This window comes from Streptomyces alanosinicus (assembly GCF_014650595.1).
GTDB lineage: Bacteria > Actinomycetota > Actinomycetes > Streptomycetales > Streptomycetaceae > Streptomyces > Streptomyces alanosinicus.
Genome location: NZ_BMVG01000006.1, coordinates 99,384 through 113,981, shown reverse-complemented (window position 1 = coordinate 113,981; position 14,598 = coordinate 99,384). Strand labels below are relative to the sequence as shown.

Genomic DNA, 14,598 nt, shown 5'->3' with positions numbered 1-14,598 from the left:
GGAGAGCTGCCGGCGGAAAAACCAGTCGTACACCGTATAGGGGCCGCTATACGGTGTACGACATGTCTGCTTCCCAAGGTCATCCCCAGCGCTGGCTGATCCTCGGCGTGATCTGTCTGGCACAGCTCACGGTGCTGCTCGACAACACCGTCCTGAACGTCGCCATCCCCTCGCTCACCCACGAGCTGCACGCGGCCACCTCCGACATCCAATGGATGATCAACGCCTATTCCCTGGTGCAGTCCGGGCTGCTGCTCACCGCGGGCAGCGCCGCCGACCGCTACGGCCGCAAGAAGATGCTCGTCGCCGGGCTCGCCCTGTTCGGCACCGGCTCACTGGCAGCCGGACTCGCCGGCTCCACCGGCCAGTTGATCGCCGCGCGGGCCGGCATGGGCATAGGCGGCGCGCTGCTGCTCACCACCACCCTCGCCGTGGCCATGCAGATCTTCACGCCCGAGGAGCAGCCGAAGGCGATCGGGATCTGGAGCGCGGTCGCCGCGCTGGGCTTCGCGGGCGGTCCGCTCATCGGGGGGTTCGTGCTGAACCACTTCTGGTGGGGTGCGATCTTCCTGATCAACATCCCGGTCGCGGCGCTGGGCCTGGTCGCGGTCGTGGCCCTCGTACCGGAGTCCAAGAACCCGCGCGGCGATCGGCCCGACCTGCCGGGCGCGCTGCTGTCGACCATCGGCATGGCCGCGCTCGTCTTCGCGATCATCTCCGGGCCCGGACACGGCTGGACCTCGGCGCGCACGCTCGGTACGGCCGCTGTGGCGGTCGTGGTGCTCGGTGCCTTCGCCTGGTGGGAGAGCCGGGTGGCCGAGCCGATGCTCGACCTCCACTTCTTCCGGGACCAGCGGTTCACGGGGGCGATCGCCGGGGCGGTGCTCATCACCTTCGGCATGGGCGGGGCGCTGTTCCTGCTGACCCAGCATCTGCAGTTCGTGCTCGGATACGGGCCCTTGGAGGCGGGCCTGCGGACCGCTCCGCTGGCGCTGACCGTCGTGGTGCTCAACTTCTCCGGGCTGTCGGCGAAGTGGTCCGGCCGGCTGGGTACGCCGGTGTCCATCGCGCTCGGGATGGTGCTGATGTCCTGCGGACTGGTGGCCATAGCGGAGCTGGACTCCGGGGGATACGGCGGGACCCTGCTCGGTCTGCTGCTGATCGGCGCGGGGTGCGCGATCGCCAACCCGGCGATGGCGCACGCCATCATGAGCGCGATTCCTCCGGAGAAGGCGGGGGTCGGGGCCGGTATCAACGGCACCCTCGCGGAATTCGGGAACGGTCTCGGTGTCGCCGTTCTGGGGGCTGTGCTCAGCTCTTCCGTGGACTCGGGGAAGTCGTTGTCGGCCGGGCTCGGGGCCGGTCAGATGGTGGGGGCGGTCGCTGTGCTGATCGGGGGCGTTGTGGCAGCGGGGCTGCTTCGGCGGGCGGAGCGGCTGGTCGCCTGAGAGTTCGGGGCCGCGGGCAATGGTGCGACTGCGGGTCGTATGTGCTTGATCGCGCAGTTCCCCGCGCCCCTAGAGTTGGACCACTTGGCCGGGATTTCAGGAGGGTGCGCCGATGGTGAAGCAGGGTGCGCGGTCGGCGAGGGCCAGTGTCTGGCTGGAGGAGAAGGCCCGCAAGGGGGGTCGTAGCGGCAGTCAGCCCTCCGGGCTGGACCGGGCGCGGATCACCGGGGCGTCCGTGCGGCTGCTCGACGCCGAGGGGCTGGCGAAGTTCTCCATGCGGCGGCTCGCCGCGGAGCTGAACGTCACCGCGATGTCCCTGTACTGGTACGTCGACACCAAGGACGACCTGCTCGAACTCGCCCTGGACGCCGCCTTCGGCGAGCTGCGGCTGCCCGACCCGGAGGCCGCGGGCGAGGACTGGCGCGGGCAGCTGCGGGGGCTGGCCACCGGGTACCGGGCGCTGCTGGTGCGCCACGCCTGGCTGTCGCCGCTGGTGGGGCGCTATCTCAACATCGGCCCGTACGCGCTGGCCTTCTCCCGGGTGGTCCAGCGGGTGGTCCGCCGCGCAGGGCTGCCCGCGCACGGGGTGACGGGGGCGATCTCGGCCGTCTTCCAGTTCGTGTACGGCTACGGCACGATCGAGGGTCACTTCTCCGCCCGGATCGCGGACACCGGGCTGAGCGCCGACGAGTACTACCGGCAGGCCATGGCCATGGTGGCCGAGGCCCCGGGGACCGCCGAGGCCGTCGAGGAGTCCAAGGACCTCCTGGCGGCCCGCGGCGGTGACACGGTCGCCGAGATGCTGGACCGCGACTTCACCTTCGCCCTGGACCTGCTGATCGCCGGCATCGAGGCCATGGTCGAGCGAGGCTGACCCCTCCTGGCCGACCACTCCCGCCGACTACTCCTCGCCCGGCATCAGCCGTGCCGGGAATCCGCCGGTGGCTACGGGGCCCCAGCGTTGCGGTGTCACCCGGATGATGGATTTGCCCTGCTTCGACATGGCCGCCCGGGCCTCTTTTGTCTGTGCCCCTTGCGCTGCTTCGCAGGCTTCGGGGCGCTGCGCCGGACTCCGTCCGTCGGGTGCGTGGCGGTGTTTATTGGTCCGGCATCAGCCGTGCCGGGAATCCGCCGGTGGCTACGGGGCCCCAGCGTTGCGGTGTCACCCGGATGATGGATTTGCCCTGCTTCAACATGGCCGCCCGGTACTCGTCCCAGTCGGGGTGTTCGCCGGCGATGTTGCGGTAGTACTCGACCAGGGGTTCCACCGACTCCGGAGGGTCGATGACCTCGGCCGTGCCGTCGATCTGGACCCAGGGGCCGTTCCACTCGTCGCTCAGGACGATCAGGCTGACCCGGGAGTCGCGCTTGGCGTTGCGGGTCTTGGCGCGCTCGGGGTAGGTCGAGACGACGATCCGTCCCGAGTCGTCCACGCCGCAGGTCAGCGGGGAGGCCTGCGGGCCGCCGTCGGCGCGGCGGGTGATCAGCAGGGCCCGGTGCCGGGGCCGTACGAAGTCCAGCAGTTCGTCCAGCGATACACGGGTGTTGGTAGCGATGTTCGGTGCCATGGCCAGGCAGCCTAGGGCCTGTCGTCAAACTCCCGCCTGCCCGGCGGGGTCTGGCACGCACTCCCCCAGAGGGGGCACCCCCAGCCGCGTTGTCGTCGGTCGCCGACGCTCCCCCACGCTCGGCTGCTCCCCCACGCTCGACTTCGCTCGCGCGGGGGGACCCCCACCGCGGGGGCACCCCCACCGTCGACTCCCTCCTCCGCCTTGCAGCTGCACGCACCAGACCCCGCCGGGCCCGCCCTCCGGGCGGACGACGGGAGTTTGACGACAGGCCCTAGGGGCAACGGCCGCCCCCGTGGCTGACCCTGCTGTGCCTACGTCCGGGGGCCTACGCCTGGGGCAGGGAGTCGCCCTGCACCGCCTGGATGTCCAGCTCCACCTTCAGCGTCGTACCGATCGCGGCGATCCCGGCCTGCAGCACCTGGTTGTAGTTCATCGCGAAGTCCTCGCGGTGCAGTTCGGCGGTCGCGCGGAACGCGGCGCGGGTGCCGCCCCACGGGTCCGCGCCGGTGCCGAGATAGGCCAGGTCCAGGTCGACGGGGCGTACGACGCCGTGCATGGACAGCTCGCCGTGCACCGTCCAGCGGTCCGAGCCGGCCGCGGTCAGCCCCGTGGAGCGGTAGGTGATCTCCGGGTGGTTCTCCACGTCCAGGAAGTCCCCGGACTTCAGATGCGTGTCGCGCATGCCGTTGCCGGTGTCGACGGACGCCGCCCTGATCACCGCCTCCACCCGGGACTTGGTGACGTCGTCCGGCGCGATCTCGATCGTGCCGCCGAACTCCGCGAACCGGCCGTGCACGCTGGAGATCCCCAGGTGCTGGGCGACCGCGGCGACGGAGGAGTGCACCGGGTCGATGGTCCAGGGCCCGGGCGGCGGCAGTTCGCTGCCGCCCTGCCGGGCCAGGGTGACCGTGCCGACCTCGGCCCGGCCGCTCGCGGTGACGATCGAGGAGGAGGCCGCGGGGGCGTATCCCACGGCCGTCACGATCACCGTGTACGCCCCCGGCGCCAGCTCGGTGGCATCCCGCACGGCCCCCTCGGCATCCGCCTCGGCGCGCAGCACCTGCGTACCGGTCATGTCGGTCACCGTGACGACCGCGTGCGACACGGCCCACCCGTCCCGCGTACGGATCTTCGCGGTCAGTCCCATCCCGTTTCTCCCTGCAAAGCCTTACAAATCGGTCGCATGGCCAACGTGGGTCGGCTGGCCACAGTGGTCGTGGAGCGAACCGGCCCGTGGCGGGGCCCCTCCGGTCGGAGCGTGCCCCGCCACGGGCCGGGTGGAACTACTCGCCGGGGTGGGCGAGCTGGATGTCGTGGCCGTCGACTCCGGTGCCGGCCACGGTCAGGGCCGTCGCCATGGGCGGGTAGCCCGTCGCGATGACGGTGTACTCGCCGCTGTCCAGGTCGGTGAAGGCGTACGCGCCGTCCGTGCCGGTGGTGGCCGTGCCGACCACGTTGCCCGCCTGGTCGACGAGGGTCACGCGGGCGTCGGCCAGCGGTCCGTGCGGGGCCTTGACGACACCCTGGAGGCGGGCGCCGGCGTCCAGGTCGATCTCGATCCGGGTGATCCCGGTGGCGCCGACCTCGATCGGCAGCGCGCGCGGCCGGAACCCGCTCGCGTTGACGGCCATGGTGACCGTGCCGGGCACCAGGTCGGCGAAGGCGAACTCGCCCTGCTCGCCGGTGGCGGCGGTGGCCAGCAGGTCACCGCGGACATCGGTGACGATCACCATGGCGTCCTTGACCGGCAGCGCGCTGCCCGCGGCCCGGACCACACCGGTCAGCCCGCTGGTGCCGCTGAGCAGGATGTCGTACGACAGCGGCTGCTCGCCCACGATGATCGTGGAGGCCTGCGGCTGGTAGCCGTCGGCGGAGGCGATCAGGACGTACGAGCCGGTGCCCGGGGCGGCGACGGAGTAGGAGCCGTCGAACTGGGCGACCGAGCGGCCCAGCTGGCGGCCGGCCAGCGAGATCAGGGTGACCGCGGCCTGCGGGACCGGGGCGCTCTCGGCGCCGCGGACGAAGCCGTGCACCGGGGTGCCGCCGCCCGCGCCGGAGGCGGGCTCGACGAGCGTGGCGACGGCGGTCGCCGCCGGCGCCGCGGCGGCGGCCATGGCCATGGCCGGTGCCTCGGGGGAGCCGGCCGCCGAGACGACGGGCTCGGCCCAGCTGGGCACCTGCTGCTGCGCGGGCTCCTGCACGAGGTTCTCCAGGGTCTCCACGGCGGTCTCCGCGGGAGCGGCGGTGGTCTGCGCGGGGGCGGCGGCCGGGGTCTCGCCGTCGGCGGCCTGGGCGAGCGCGCCCTTCGTCTTCAGCGGGACCTCCTTGATGAACAGGGTGATCAGGAAGGCGAGGGCGGCGAGGCAGCCGGCGATGAAGAAGACATCGGCGATGCCGTGGCCGTAGGCGCTCTCCAGCAGTGTCCGCAGCGGCGCCGGCAGCTTGCTCATGTCCGGGATGCTGTCGGTGGAGCTGGAGCCCGCCAGAGCCGCCTGGTACTTCGGGCTCAGGGCGGAGATGCCGTCCTGGACGTAGTGCGTGATCCGGTGGGACATCACCGCGCCGAGCGCGGAGACGCCGACCGCACCGCCGAGGGAGCGGAAGAAGGTGACCGTGGAGCTGGCCGAGCCGAGGTCGGACGGGGCGACCTGGTTCTGCGTGGCGAGCACCAGGTTCTGCATCATCATGCCGATGCCGAGACCCAGCAGCGCCATGAAGATCGCCATCTTCCAGTACTCGGTGTCGTACCGGATGGAGCCGAGCAGGCACAGGCCGGCCGTCACCAGGACGCCACCGCTGACCAGCCATGCCTTCCAGCGGCCGGTGCGGGTGATGAACTGACCCGAGACGGTGGAGGAGACGAACAGGCCGCCGATCATCGGGATGGTCATGACGCCGGACATCGTCGGCGACTTGTCCCGGGCCAGCTGGAAGTACTGGCTGAAGAACACCGTGCCGGTGAACATCGCGATACCGACGAACAGCGAGGCCAGCGAGGCCAGCGTGATGGTGCGGTTGCGGAACAGGCGCAGCGGGATGATCGGCTCGCTGACCTTGGACTCCACGAGCACGAACAGCGCGCCGAGGACGATCGAACCGGCGACCATGGTGTACGTCTGCCAGGACAGCCAGTCGTACTTGTCACCGGCGAAGGTGACCCAGATCAGCAGCAGCGAGACCGCGGCCGAGATGAAGAACGCACCGCCCCAGTCGACCTTGACCTCCCGCTTGACCACGGGCAGGTGCAGGGTCTTCTGCAGCACGATCAGCGCGATGATCGCGAACGGCACACCGACGTAGAAGCACCAGCGCCAGCCCAGCCAGGAGGTGTCGGTGATGACACCGCCGAGCAGCGGGCCGCCGACGGTGGCGACGGCGAAGGTCGCGCCCAGGTAGCCGGAGTAACGCCCGCGCTCGCGGGGCGAGATCATCGCGGCCATGACGATCTGCGCCAGCGCGGACAGACCGCCGACGCCGATGCCCTGCACCACACGGCAGGCGATCAGCATGCCGGCGTTCTGCGACAGGCCGGCCGCCATCGAGCCGAGGACATAGATGACCAGGGCTATCTGGACGAGAGCCTTCTTGCTGTACAGGTCGGCGAGCTTGCCCCACAGGGGGGTGGCCGCGGTCATCGACAGCAGGGCGGCGGTGACGACCCAGGTGTAGGCGGACTGGCCGCCGCCGAGGTCTCCGATGATGTGCGGCAGGGCGTTGGAGACGATCGTGGACGACAGGATCGCCACGAACATGCCGAGGAGGAGGCCGGACAGGGCCTCCATGATCTGCCGGTGGGTCATCGGGCCGTGCTCGGCGGAGGAGCCTCCCCCGTGCTTGGCGTGAGCCCGCACACCGGCTGGTGTGGTCGTTGCCATGGGCTTCCTTCTCTTGTGCGTCTTATGCGCTTGCGGGTGTACGGGTGGTCTCTTCGAACACGGGGGCGGCCGCGGCGGCGTGCCGCGGCGGCGCGGACCGGCAGTCGCCGAACGAGTCGCGCAGCCGGGTCATCAGCCGGATCAGCTGGCTCACCTCGTCGTCGCTCCAGTCGGCGAGCCGCTCGGCGAGCAGATGCGTGGTGCGCCGGGACAGCTCGTCCAGCTGCGCCAGGCCCGCGGGCGTCAGGCGCAGGATGCGCGAGCGCTTGTCCGCCGGGTCCGGGTGCCGCTCGATCCAGCCGCGTGCGGCGACATGTGCGACATGCCGGCTGGTGACCGACATGTCCACGGCGAGTAGCTCCGCGAGCTTGCTCATGCGCATGTCTCCGTGGCGGCCGAGCAGTGTCAGCACGGCGGCCGAACCGGCCGGACAGTCGGGCGGCAGGATCCGTCCCATGTCCCGTTTCACGGCTCCGACGGCACTGAGCTGACGCGCCAGCTCTTCGAATTGCGCCTGCTCGGCCATCACACCTCCCGAATTCGTTGCTTGGGGCAACCATAGGCCTGTTTGGTTGCTGCAGGCAAACAAATCGGCATCCGGCGGCGCAAAAACTTGGCAAAGGCAAGTATTGCAAACGTAAACGTGCAGGTCGGTGCGGGTGAGGTGCCCCCGTCTGTCCCGGTGGCCCCCCACTTGGGCGCCCCGGCCCGACTTCGCTAAGGTCTCGGGCCATGGCTAACACCCAGGGCCCCCAGGGCAATTACGACCCCGCCGGCAGCACCCAGATGTTCCGCGCGTTCGTCGACGAGGCTCCCCAGGGGCGCCGCCAGCAGCAGCCGGCCGCCTCCTCCGGTCCCCGTATCGGCGTGATCATCGGTGTGATCGTCGCCCTCGCCGTGGTGGCGGGCGTCGCCTGGCTGGCGCTCGCGTAAGGGGTACGGCGCTCTCGGCGGCCGCTGTCCCTGCTTCCGCTACTGCCCCTGCTCCCGCCACTCCCGCTACTTCCACCGGACGGACACGTCCCGCGTCTCGATGTGCATGCCGAGCGGCACGCGCCAGGCGTCGATGCACACCGTCCAGGTGGGGCTCTTGTGCGCGCCCGGCGTGATCGGCACCGGGAGGTCGGCCGCCGAGTCGACCGTTCCCCAGTCGATGCCGAGCGCGCCGATGATGTGCGTCCCGAACGTCACCGAACCCGAACGCACCGCCGTGCCCCCGGAGTTGCGGAAGCCTACGGTCACCTTCTGGCACCAGCGCTGATCCACGGCCTTCGTGGTCGGCCTGCCCCAGACGAGAGCGGCGGGGGTGGGTGTCGTGCTGCGGCCGGGAGTCGGTGCGGGCGTGCCGGACGCGGTCGGCGTGGGTGTGGCGGGTGTCGTGGGTGTGGTGGGACCGGACGCGCCGGCGGAAGGGCTGGGCGGGCCGGACGGCGGTGTGGTCCGCTCCGGGGCGCCGGTGTCGGCACCGGCGCCGGCGGGCGGTGCGCTCGATCGCCCCGGGCCGGGCGTGTCCGCCGGGGAGCCGGCCTGCCCGGGCGAGCCGCTCGGCGCGCCCGAACCCTCCGTGCCGCCGTCCAGCGGAACCAGCGACACCGAGCCGGTCGGGGTCGCCTTCGCCGTACCGCTGCGCGCCGGGCCGCCCGCCGCGCCGACCGCGACGAAACCGCCGCCCGGGCCGTGGGCTCCGCACGCGGCGACCACCCCGCCCAGAACGACGACGGCCGCCGACGCTGCCGTGACGGCGCCTCGGCGGCCACGTGTCCATGTCGCACGTGTCGCATCTATCGCGTCTGTCGTGTCTGTCGTGTCTGGCGTTCGCGCGGTGTCGTCCGACCCTGTCGCTCGCAGCATCGGGCCAGTGTCACTGACGAACCGTCAGAATTGAACCCTCGGAACCGAGCCCTCGAAGCTCAACCCTCGAAGCTCAACCCTCGGAACGGACCCTCAGTCCGAGATCAGGCCTTCGCGGAGCTGGGCCAGGGTTCGGGTGAGCAGGCGGGAGACGTGCATCTGGGAGATGCCGACCTCTTCGCCGATCTGCGACTGCGTCATGTTCGCGAAGAAACGGAGCATGATGATCCGGCGTTCGCGGGGCGGCAGTTTGGCCAGCAGGGGCTTGAGGGACTCGCGGTACTCGACGCCCTCCAGGGCCGTGTCCTCATAGCCGAGCCGGTCGGCCAGGGAACCCTCGCCGCCGTCGTCCTCCGGGGCCGGGGAGTCCAGCGAGGAGGCGGTGTAGGCGTTGCCGACCGCGAGGCCGTCGACCACGTCCTCCTCGGAGACGCCGAGCACCGCGGCCAGCTCCGTCACCGTCGGGGAGCGGTCCAGCTTCTGGGACAGCTCGTCGCTGGCCTTGGTCAGCGCCAGGCGCAGCTCCTGCAGCCGGCGCGGCACCCGGACCGACCACGAGGTGTCCCGGAAGAAGCGCTTGATCTCGCCGACCACCGTCGGCATCGCGAACGTCGGGAACTCCACGCCCCGTTCGCAGTCGAAGCGGTCGATCGCCTTGATCAGGCCGATGGTGCCGACCTGGACGATGTCCTCCATCGGTTCGTTGCGGGAGCGGAAGCGCGCGGCCGCGTAGCGGACCAGCGGCAGGTTCAGCTCGATCAGGGTGTCCCGGACATAGGCCCGCTCCGGGCTGTCCTCGCCGAGGGCGGCGAGCCGCAGGAAGAGGGAGCGGGACAGGGTCCGGGTGTCGATGTCCCCCGAGGCCGGCAGGGCCGGCAGGTCGGCGGCCGCCGGGGCGGGCGGGGCCGGCACGGCGTCGAGGGCCGTGACGCCCTCGATGCCGTCGAGGACGTCGAGCGCGTCGAGCTCCTTGGGCGCTGCCTCGCTCTTCGCGGGCGTCAGCACCTTCGAGCTGCCCTGGTCTGCGGACATGCCACCCCCTTTGGGTCGCGGGACGGTCGGGGCGGCGCCGCCATTCCGGCAACGCAGCCTTCACCTGAATACCGGAGCGGAAGGCCCGGCAAACGCGTCTCCCGCAGAATGTCACATGTCGGCAACGCGCTGTAGTGACATGTCGACATGCGAGATGCGAATCGGCCCTGGAAAGACGGGGTCTGACGCTATTTCGGGTCCGAACTGTCGGCATCTGTGCTGGTGAGCGATTCGCCCACGGCAGTGATGCATCGATCGGGTATGCGATGCAGGGTGTGTTCCCGTGTGTGCTTCCGTGCGCCCGTCATGCTTCGGATGAGCGCCCGCTGTGCTCCGTGTCGAGTGGCGCTATGCGTCGATTCGATTCGCCGAGCGGAGCCTCTGGAAGCTGCGCGCGAGGAGCCGGGAGACATGCATCTGGGAGACCCCGAGTTCCGCGCTGATCTGTGACTGGGTGAGATTGCTGTAGTAGCGCAGGAGAAGGATTCTCTGTTCGCGTTCGGGGAGTTGGACGAGCAGATGCCGGATCAGGTCGCGGTGTTCCACGCCGTCCAGGGCCGGGTCCTCGTAGCCGATGCGGTCCAGCAGGCCGGGCAGCCCGTCGCCCTCCTGCGCGGCCTCCAGTGAGGTGGCGTGGTACGACCGTCCCGCCTCGATGCAGCTGAGCACCTCCTCCTCGCTGATCCGCAGCCGCTCGGCGATCTCGGCGGTGGACGGGGAGCGGCCGAAGAGCGTGGTCAGGTCCTCGGTCGCGCTGTTGACCTGCACCCACAGCTCATGCAGCCGGCGCGGTACGTGGACCGTGCGGACGTTGTCCCGGAAGTACCGTTTGATCTCGCCGACCACGGTGGGCATCGCGAAGGTCGGGAACTGCACGCCCCGGTCCGGATCGAAGCGGTCGATGGCGTTGATCAGGCCGATGGTGCCGACCTGGACCACGTCCTCCATCGGCTCGTTGCGGGAGCGGAAGCGGGCGGCCGCGTAGCGCACGAGCGGCAGGTTCGCCTCGATCAGCGCCCCCCGTACCCGGTTGTGCTCGGGCGTGCCCGGGGTCAGCTCCTTCAGCTCGGCGAAGAGCACCTGGGTGAGGGCTCGGGTGTCGGCGCCGCGCCGCTTCTCGGGGGGCGCCGGAGCGGGGGCGGGCGCGGGCGCCTCTTCCTGGGGCGGCGCAGTACTGGCCGACACGGTCAACGCCACCTCTTCATCGGTCAACTATCCGTCAAAAGTGGTCATAGCATCACAAGAGATGTGCACTGTGCGCAAGCACCGCATAACGCCGTGTTGTTGTCCAACTCTGACAAGTTGGGGCGTAAGACGCACGAAAGCCCCCCGCCGATCCGGCGGAGGGCTGTGTCCCGCGAAGGGGTCCCGAGGGGCTCAGAACTCGTAGTCGGCGATCACCCACGTGGCGAACTCGCGCCACAGCGCGACGCCGGCCTGATGGGCGGAGTGCTCCAGATAGCGCTTGAGGGCGTCGGTGTCCTCGACCGCCGAGTTGATCGCGAAGTCGTAGGCGATCGGCCGGTCGCTGATGTTCCAGGCGCACTCCCAGAACCGTAGCTCCTCGACCTGGCCGCCGAGGGCCTCGAAGGCCGCCACGCCGGCCACGACCCGCGGATCGTCGCGCTCGACGCCTTCGTTGAGCTTGAAGAGGACCAGATGGCGGATCATGGGATGTACCTCAGCTCTTTCCACCGTTGGCGACCCAGGTCATGAAGTCGCCGACGGCCTTGGCGGCGTCCGATATGCCCTCGAAGACTATCTGGACGTAGTGGGCCGCCTTGGGCGGGTCCGTGATGATCACGTACAGACAGAAGACCACGAGCACGTATATGGCGATCTTCTTGGCGTTCACCGCCACCGCGGCCTCCCCTGCGCTGCCTGTCCTGTCTGCCCCTGCTGCCGGCGGCGAGTGTAACCTTCACGCCCCTTTTGAGGACCAACGGCCCGCCGTCCCGGGTCTTTTGCGGGGCCCGCACAGCCGCCGCGCGGCGCACCATGGAAGAGCCCCCGGAGGGTCTGGCAGGAATCCGCGGGGCGGGGACAGGGCCCCGACTGCGGGGTGCGGGCCGCGGCATCCCCCCGACGGCGGCGCGCACTTGAGGGGCCGGTCCCCTGCGTCCCTTCCTCAGGACGTACGAAGGGCCCCGTCTGTCGACGGGGCCCTTCTTCGAGCGGTAGCGGAGGGATTTGAACCCTCGGTGACTTGCGCCACACTCGCTTTCGAGGCGAGCTCCTTCGGCCGCTCGGACACGCTACCGAGGGAGACCTTACAGCAAGGTGGGGCATGGTTTGAAATCGGAATTCGGGGACGTAGTCAGCGGTCCCGGAAGAAGTCGGTGAGGAGCCGGGCGCAGTCCGCCGCGAGCACGCCCTCGACGACTTCCGGGCGGTGATTGAGCCGGCGGTCGCGGATCACGTCCCACAGCGAGCCCGCCGCGCCCGCCTTCTCGTCCCGGGCGCCGTACACGACCCGGTCGATCCGGGACTGCACGATCGCGCCCGCGCACATCGTGCACGGCTCCAGGGTGACGACGAGCGTGCAGCCGTTCAGCCGCCACTCCCCGAGCCGGGCCGCGGCCCGCCGGATCGCGAGGATCTCCGCGTGGGCCGTGGGGTCACCGGTGGCCTCGCGTTCGTTGTGGCCGGTGGCGAGGACCGTCGTACCGTCCGGGGACAGCACGACGGCGCCGACGGGGACGTCCCCGCCCCGGACGGCCCGTCGGGCCTCGTCCAGGGCGAGCCGCATCGCCGCCTGCCAGCGGTCACGTACAGGGTCCACCGGGACCTGCGGGACCTGCGGGACCATCGGGACCGGCGGACCCTGTGAGACCTGAGGGGCCTGTGGAGCCTGTGGAGCCTGAGGGTTCTTCGGATCCTGTGGGTCCTGTGGGTCCTGTGGGTCCTGTGGGTTCTTCGGGTCCTGTGGTGCGGTCAGCGGACGGACTCCAGCACGTCGGTGCAGCCCAGGGCGTCGGCGATGGTGCCCAGCGCGTCCCCGTCCAGGGCCAGCAGCTCCTTGCCGTTGACACCCAGGTCGGAAAGGATCTCGCTGTCGCCCACCGGGCTGTGCGCGACGGCATCGCCGGCATCGCCCTCCTCCCCGTCGTCCTCGTCGGACTCAGACTCGCCGTCCTCCGTGCCGTCGAGGTCCAGGGAGTCCAGGTCGGCGACATCGTCGGCGCCCGGATCCCGGCCGAGCAGCTCGTCGGTGAGCAGCAGCTCGCCGTACGCGCTGCGCTGGGCCGCGGCCGCGTCCGAGACGTAGATGCGAGGGTCGTCCTCGCCGTCCACGCGGACGACGCCGAACCAGGCGTCCTCCTGCTCGATCAGGACGAGCACCGTGTCGTCGTCGGGAGAGGCTTCCCGGGCCAGGTCGGCCAGATCCGACAAGGTCTCCACATCGTCGAGCTCTGTGTCGCTCGCTTCCCACCCGTCTTCGGTGCGCGCGAGCAGTGCGGCGAAGTACACCGTGACTCTCCCACTGGTCATAGGCGTGCCGGTTGGGGGTCCCCCCGGCGGAGGTACGTGGGCGGAGAGAGCCTGGGCTCCGAGCCCCACCCACTCGGAATCGTGGCAGAAACAAGGCTTTCAGGGGACGTCTTCGGCCCCCTGTGTCTGCTGTTTCGATCGTGGATCCGTCATCTACGCAACCGACCACTCGTTACCGCCACCTGCGGATCGTACGCGGCTTTTGCAGGCACTCACGCACGCCCACCTCGCAAACGCCGCCGCGGGCGTGGATCTTCCTCGCCCGAACTCCCTTACCGGGACCTGCCCAAGAGGTTCCCCCTTCCGGCGGCCTACCAGCGGAACGTCCGCATGCGCATCGCGTGGCGCAGCCGGGCGGCCTTGGCGCGTCGCGGCTGGACCCGGGCACGCAGCTCACGGGCCTCCGCGAGGTCACGCAGGAACCGGGCGCGGCGGCGCCGTCGCTCGGCCTCCGTCTCGGGTGCGTCGGCGCCGCGTATCGCGGGCTCACCGGTGTCGCGGGAGTCCCTGGCGTCTCCGGGCGCGTTGTCAGGCAGATCGGGCACGTCACACCACCCCAGTCCGTCCCTCCCACTTTCCCTCGTTCGGGCGGTTTGACGCCAGCACCAGGGGGTGCTGAGCGCGGGTACGGTTATGGGCATGCGTCTCCACGTCGTCGACCACCCCCTGGTCGCCCACAAGCTCACCACGCTGCGCGACCAGCGCACCGACTCCCCGACCTTCCGTCGGCTGGCCGACGAGCTGGTCACCCTGCTGGCCTACGAGGCCACGCGGGACGTGCGCACCGAGGCCGTCGACATCCAGACCCCGGTCTCCCCGACGACGGGCGTCAAGCTCGCCCGTCCGCGCCCGCTGGTCGTGCCGATCCTGCGGGCCGGTCTCGGCATGCTGGACGGCATGGTCCGGCTGCTGCCGACCGCCGAGGTCGGCTTCCTCGGCATGATCCGCAACGAGGAGACGCTGCAGGCCTCCACGTACGCCTCGCGCATGCCGGAGGACCTCTCGGGCCGTCAGGTCTATGTGCTGGACCCGATGCTGGCCACGGGCGGCACGCTGGTCGTGGCGATCCAGGAGCTGATCAAGCGCGGCGCGGACGATGTGACCGCGGTGGTGCTGCTGGCCGCTCCCGAGGGCGTCGCGCTGATGGAGCGGGAGCTGGCGGGGACGCCGGTCACCGTGGTCACCGCCGCGGTGGACGACCACCTCAACGAGCACGGGTACATCGTGCCGGGCCTGGGAGACGCGGGAGACCGCCTCTACGGCGCCGCCGAATAGGCCGCCGCCGAGTAGGCCGCCGCCGAACAGGCAGGTCAGAGCTTCGTGCCCCCG

At 70.6% G+C, this 14,598-nt stretch carries 16 protein-coding genes and 1 tRNA gene; 4 read left to right on the top strand and 13 right to left on the bottom strand.

The genetic code is table 11. From position 1 onward, the window contains the following. Window positions 1-62: 62 nt before the first annotated feature. On the top strand, window positions 63-1,448 hold the full coding sequence (locus IE277_RS15675) for an MFS transporter (protein ID WP_189952764.1): 1,386 nt from the start codon (window positions 63-65) through the stop codon (window positions 1,446-1,448). Between the two features lie 112 nt (window positions 1,449-1,560). Beyond that, complete coding sequence (locus IE277_RS15670) at window positions 1,561-2,322, top strand: TetR/AcrR family transcriptional regulator (RefSeq protein ID WP_189952762.1); 762 nt, start codon at window positions 1,561-1,563, stop codon at window positions 2,320-2,322. Between the two features lie 223 nt (window positions 2,323-2,545). On the opposite strand, the gene IE277_RS15665 is transcribed toward IE277_RS15670, so the two are convergent. The 4 genes from IE277_RS15665 to IE277_RS15650 all read right to left on the bottom strand — a co-directional run bounded on the left by IE277_RS15665 (window position 2,546) and on the right by IE277_RS15650 (window position 7,420). Next, window positions 2,546-3,016 carry a PPOX class F420-dependent oxidoreductase gene (locus IE277_RS15665; protein ID WP_189952760.1) on the bottom strand — a complete coding sequence of 157 codons (471 nt, stop codon included), beginning with the start codon at window positions 3,014-3,016 and terminating at the stop codon, window positions 2,546-2,548. Between the two features lie 328 nt (window positions 3,017-3,344). Continuing rightward, complete coding sequence (locus tag IE277_RS15660) at window positions 3,345-4,166, bottom strand: YceI family protein (RefSeq protein WP_189952758.1); 822 nt, start codon at window positions 4,164-4,166, stop codon at window positions 3,345-3,347. A 136-nt stretch (window positions 4,167-4,302) separates the two neighbouring features. Further along, a complete protein-coding gene (locus IE277_RS15655) occupies window positions 4,303-6,819 on the bottom strand; it encodes an MFS transporter (protein WP_506005342.1) in 2,517 nt (838 codons plus the stop codon). A gap of 97 nt (window positions 6,820-6,916) precedes the next feature. Then, window positions 6,917-7,420 (bottom strand): MarR family winged helix-turn-helix transcriptional regulator, encoded by a 504-nt coding sequence (locus IE277_RS15650; protein ID WP_189952754.1) that lies wholly within the window; start codon window positions 7,418-7,420, stop codon window positions 6,917-6,919. A gap of 206 nt (window positions 7,421-7,626) precedes the next feature. Here IE277_RS15650 and IE277_RS15645 point away from each other — a divergent pair, with 206 nt between their 5' ends. Further along, complete coding sequence (locus tag IE277_RS15645) at window positions 7,627-7,827, top strand: hypothetical protein (protein WP_189952752.1); 201 nt, start codon at window positions 7,627-7,629, stop codon at window positions 7,825-7,827. A gap of 66 nt (window positions 7,828-7,893) precedes the next feature. On the opposite strand, the gene IE277_RS15640 is transcribed toward IE277_RS15645, so the two are convergent. The 9 genes from IE277_RS15640 to IE277_RS15600 form a co-directional block, all read right to left on the bottom strand. Next, on the bottom strand, window positions 7,894-8,595 hold the full coding sequence (locus IE277_RS15640; RefSeq protein WP_308433384.1) for a hypothetical protein: 702 nt from the start codon (window positions 8,593-8,595) through the stop codon (window positions 7,894-7,896). Between the two features lie 243 nt (window positions 8,596-8,838). After that, window positions 8,839-9,777, bottom strand: a complete 939-nt coding sequence (locus IE277_RS15635; protein ID WP_189952750.1) for an RNA polymerase sigma factor SigF — start codon at window positions 9,775-9,777, stop codon at window positions 8,839-8,841. A gap of 348 nt (window positions 9,778-10,125) precedes the next feature. After that, on the bottom strand, window positions 10,126-10,968 hold the full coding sequence (locus tag IE277_RS15630; protein WP_229881649.1) for an RNA polymerase sigma factor SigF: 843 nt from the start codon (window positions 10,966-10,968) through the stop codon (window positions 10,126-10,128). 186 nt (window positions 10,969-11,154) lie between these two features. After that, window positions 11,155-11,448, bottom strand: a complete 294-nt coding sequence (locus IE277_RS15625) for a Dabb family protein (RefSeq protein WP_189952746.1) — start codon at window positions 11,446-11,448, stop codon at window positions 11,155-11,157. A gap of 10 nt (window positions 11,449-11,458) precedes the next feature. Further along, window positions 11,459-11,638, bottom strand: a complete 180-nt coding sequence (locus IE277_RS15620) for a hypothetical protein (RefSeq protein WP_189952744.1) — start codon at window positions 11,636-11,638, stop codon at window positions 11,459-11,461. Window positions 11,639-11,952: 314 nt separating this feature from the next. Then, window positions 11,953-12,037: transfer RNA gene (locus IE277_RS15615), tRNA-Ser, on the bottom strand. A 57-nt stretch (window positions 12,038-12,094) separates the two neighbouring features. Then, window positions 12,095-12,586, bottom strand: a complete 492-nt coding sequence (gene tadA / locus IE277_RS15610; RefSeq protein ID WP_189952742.1) for a tRNA adenosine(34) deaminase TadA — start codon at window positions 12,584-12,586, stop codon at window positions 12,095-12,097. A 125-nt stretch (window positions 12,587-12,711) separates the two neighbouring features. Then, on the bottom strand, window positions 12,712-13,248 hold the full coding sequence (locus IE277_RS15605) for a tRNA adenosine deaminase-associated protein (RefSeq protein ID WP_189953279.1): 537 nt from the start codon (window positions 13,246-13,248) through the stop codon (window positions 12,712-12,714). A 332-nt stretch (window positions 13,249-13,580) separates the two neighbouring features. Beyond that, window positions 13,581-13,805: a hypothetical protein gene (locus tag IE277_RS15600; RefSeq protein ID WP_373310804.1), complete on the bottom strand. Its 225-nt coding sequence runs from the start codon at window positions 13,803-13,805 to the stop codon at window positions 13,581-13,583. A gap of 103 nt (window positions 13,806-13,908) precedes the next feature. Here IE277_RS15600 and upp point away from each other — a divergent pair, with 103 nt between their 5' ends. Continuing rightward, window positions 13,909-14,544, top strand: a complete 636-nt coding sequence (upp, locus tag IE277_RS15595) for a uracil phosphoribosyltransferase (RefSeq protein WP_189952740.1) — start codon at window positions 13,909-13,911, stop codon at window positions 14,542-14,544. Window positions 14,545-14,598: the final 54 nt, after the last annotated feature.

Coding starts and splice junctions, on each gene's coding strand:
- IE277_RS15655 (WP_506005342.1), bottom strand. CDS start 6,819: ATGACCCACCGGCAGATCATGGAGGCCCTGTCCGGCCTCCTCCTCGGC.
- IE277_RS15665 (WP_189952760.1), bottom strand. CDS start 3,016: ATGGCACCGAACATCGCTACCAACACCCGTGTATCGCTGGACGAACTG.
- IE277_RS15645 (WP_189952752.1), top strand. CDS start 7,627: ATGGCTAACACCCAGGGCCCCCAGGGCAATTACGACCCCGCCGGCAGC.
- IE277_RS15660 (WP_189952758.1), bottom strand. CDS start 4,166: ATGGGACTGACCGCGAAGATCCGTACGCGGGACGGGTGGGCCGTGTCG.
- IE277_RS15635 (WP_189952750.1), bottom strand. CDS start 9,777: ATGTCCGCAGACCAGGGCAGCTCGAAGGTGCTGACGCCCGCGAAGAGC.
- IE277_RS15675 (WP_189952764.1), top strand. CDS start 63: ATGTCTGCTTCCCAAGGTCATCCCCAGCGCTGGCTGATCCTCGGCGTG.
- tadA (WP_189952742.1), bottom strand. CDS start 12,586: ATGGTCCCGCAGGTCCCGCAGGTCCCGGTGGACCCTGTACGTGACCGC.
- IE277_RS15625 (WP_189952746.1), bottom strand. CDS start 11,448: ATGATCCGCCATCTGGTCCTCTTCAAGCTCAACGAAGGCGTCGAGCGC.
- IE277_RS15670 (WP_189952762.1), top strand. CDS start 1,561: ATGGTGAAGCAGGGTGCGCGGTCGGCGAGGGCCAGTGTCTGGCTGGAG.
- upp (WP_189952740.1), top strand. CDS start 13,909: ATGCGTCTCCACGTCGTCGACCACCCCCTGGTCGCCCACAAGCTCACC.
- IE277_RS15650 (WP_189952754.1), bottom strand. CDS start 7,420: ATGGCCGAGCAGGCGCAATTCGAAGAGCTGGCGCGTCAGCTCAGTGCC.